This window comes from Streptosporangium sp. NPDC051023 (genome assembly GCF_040689595.1).
In the GTDB taxonomy this organism is placed as follows: Bacteria; Actinomycetota; Actinomycetes; order Streptosporangiales; family Streptosporangiaceae; genus Streptosporangium.
The window spans coordinates 1,654-3,233 of sequence record NZ_JBFBCE010000198.1 but is presented as its reverse complement, the minus strand read 5'-3'; the positions used below and the strand labels follow the sequence as shown (position 1 = coordinate 3,233).

3 protein-coding genes are annotated in these 1,580 nt (G+C 66.9%); all 3 read right to left on the bottom strand.

Translation table 11 applies throughout. The features are described 5' to 3' along the window. Nucleotides 1–236, bottom strand: a 236-nt coding sequence (locus AB0395_RS47935) for a hypothetical protein (protein ID WP_366294992.1), incomplete at its 3' end; no start/stop codon positions are given. A gap of 117 nt (nt 237–353) precedes the next feature. Next, entirely contained in the window at nt 354–875 is a 522-nt protein-coding gene (locus AB0395_RS47930) for a hypothetical protein (protein WP_366294990.1), read from the bottom strand. A 17-nt stretch (nt 876–892) separates the two neighbouring features. Continuing rightward, entirely contained in the window at nt 893–1,420 is a 528-nt protein-coding gene (locus tag AB0395_RS47925) for a hypothetical protein (protein WP_366294988.1), read from the bottom strand. Nucleotides 1,421–1,580 lie beyond the last annotated feature (160 nt).

Sequence of the window (1,580 nt, the reverse complement as noted above, 5' to 3'; positions counted from 1 at the left end):
TGGCGCATCAGCCGCTGCCCGGGACGGTCAGGCGCCCAGGCGCCTACCTCTGTGGCGGGCACCTCCACAGACACGAGGGCGCCGTCAGGGCCGGACTCCGGCCCTACCGCGGTGTACCGGTACGTGACCGGCATGGAGTCCCAGCGGACGCGCTCCCGCCGCAAGAAGTCCAACTCCTCCTCGGGCGTCGGCTCCGAGAGGTCCTCGCCCCGCTCGTACCAAACGACGTCGGCCATCTCAGACCGCCCTGACGTAGCCGACGGCGGCGAGGACCAGCCAGACCAGAGCCAGCATCACGAGCAGCCAGCCGAAGAGGACCGCCCAGACGCGGAAGAGGGACTTGTCGCCAGGCATCAGTCGCCCACCTTCGCGACGAGGGAGACCGGAGTCTTCACGTCCAGTGGGCGGTCAGACTGGATGTAGTCGCCCGTCCAGGTGACGAGCGCGCCACTGGTGGTGAAGAAGAACACGCCAGGCTCGTTGCCGCCGTAGGTGCCATCGTCGCCGGCCGAGTCGACGACCTGGTAGCAGGTAGAGGCGCCGCAGGCGTCGATGATGTCGTCCTGCGGCAGCAGCTGCGACGAGACGCTCGTGACCTTGCCCTTGATCGTGTAGTAGGCGATCACCTTGGCGTCCATGCTGAGCAGGTACACGTAGGAGATGCGCTTCGGGTCGTTGCTGCGCTTGAGGTACTCGGCGAGGTTCGCCCGGTCGAGAGGGTTGTTCAGGTCCCCTGCCGGGAATGGCACGGCCTTCTCGTACTTCTTCTGCTGGTCGGAGGAGGTCTGTTGAGCGGCCTGCCGTTCGGGGCTGCCAGTGCATCCAGCGGCGGCCAGAGCGACCAGGGCCAACGCTGCGGCGAGCTTGGTCTTCACGGAGTGTCTCCAGGGGGTTAGTTGCAGGTGGGGGTGTCGTCGCCGAGCCGCTCAGGCAAGCTGCGGTCCTTGAACAGCGACCGGTTGGCTTTGGCGGAGTCGGCGTTGTAGGTCTCGACCAGGTCGGCTCGGTGCTGCTGCAGGCCGGTCAGTTCGGTGTCGAGGCGGTCGCGCTTCGGGGCGGCCTGGAACTGGTCGGACTTGTCGCCGTTGGGGTGCCGCTTGTCGTAGGCGGTGATCTCATCCCGCTTGGCGGTGATCTTCGCGTCGTCGGCGCGCACCCCAGCACACAGGTCGTGGAAGTGCTCGTACTGGTAGAGCACGTTGTCCGGGTCGCCGACCCGCTCCCGCACGCCGGAAGCGGTGCGGAGAGGCTGCGTCAGCCAGCCGACGATCCAGAAGACCAAACCGACCGCGAGTGCCACGGCGAGCGCCCCGAAGAACCAGCGGACCGGCCGGAACCGGATGTTCGTCTCCTCCTCGAAGTCATGTCGGACCGCGCCTCGCAGAGACTCCCGCCGGGAACGCTGATCGCTAGAGGCCATGTTGATTTCTCCTTGTCGGAGGTAGGGGAGGTGTCTCTCAGCCCGCCCCCGATACGGCAGGCTGAGAGACACCGAAGAGGTCAGGGGAAATCGAGGTCGGACGGCGACCCGTACCGCGGATCCACCTGCTGGAGATCCAGGTCGACCTGGCAGATCCCGC

What these genes read in the sequence shown, in the direction of transcription:
- AB0395_RS47925 (WP_366294988.1), bottom strand. Translation starts at nt 1,420, where the DNA reads ATGGCCTCTAGCGATCAGCGTTCCCGGCGGGAGTCTCTGCGAGGCGCG.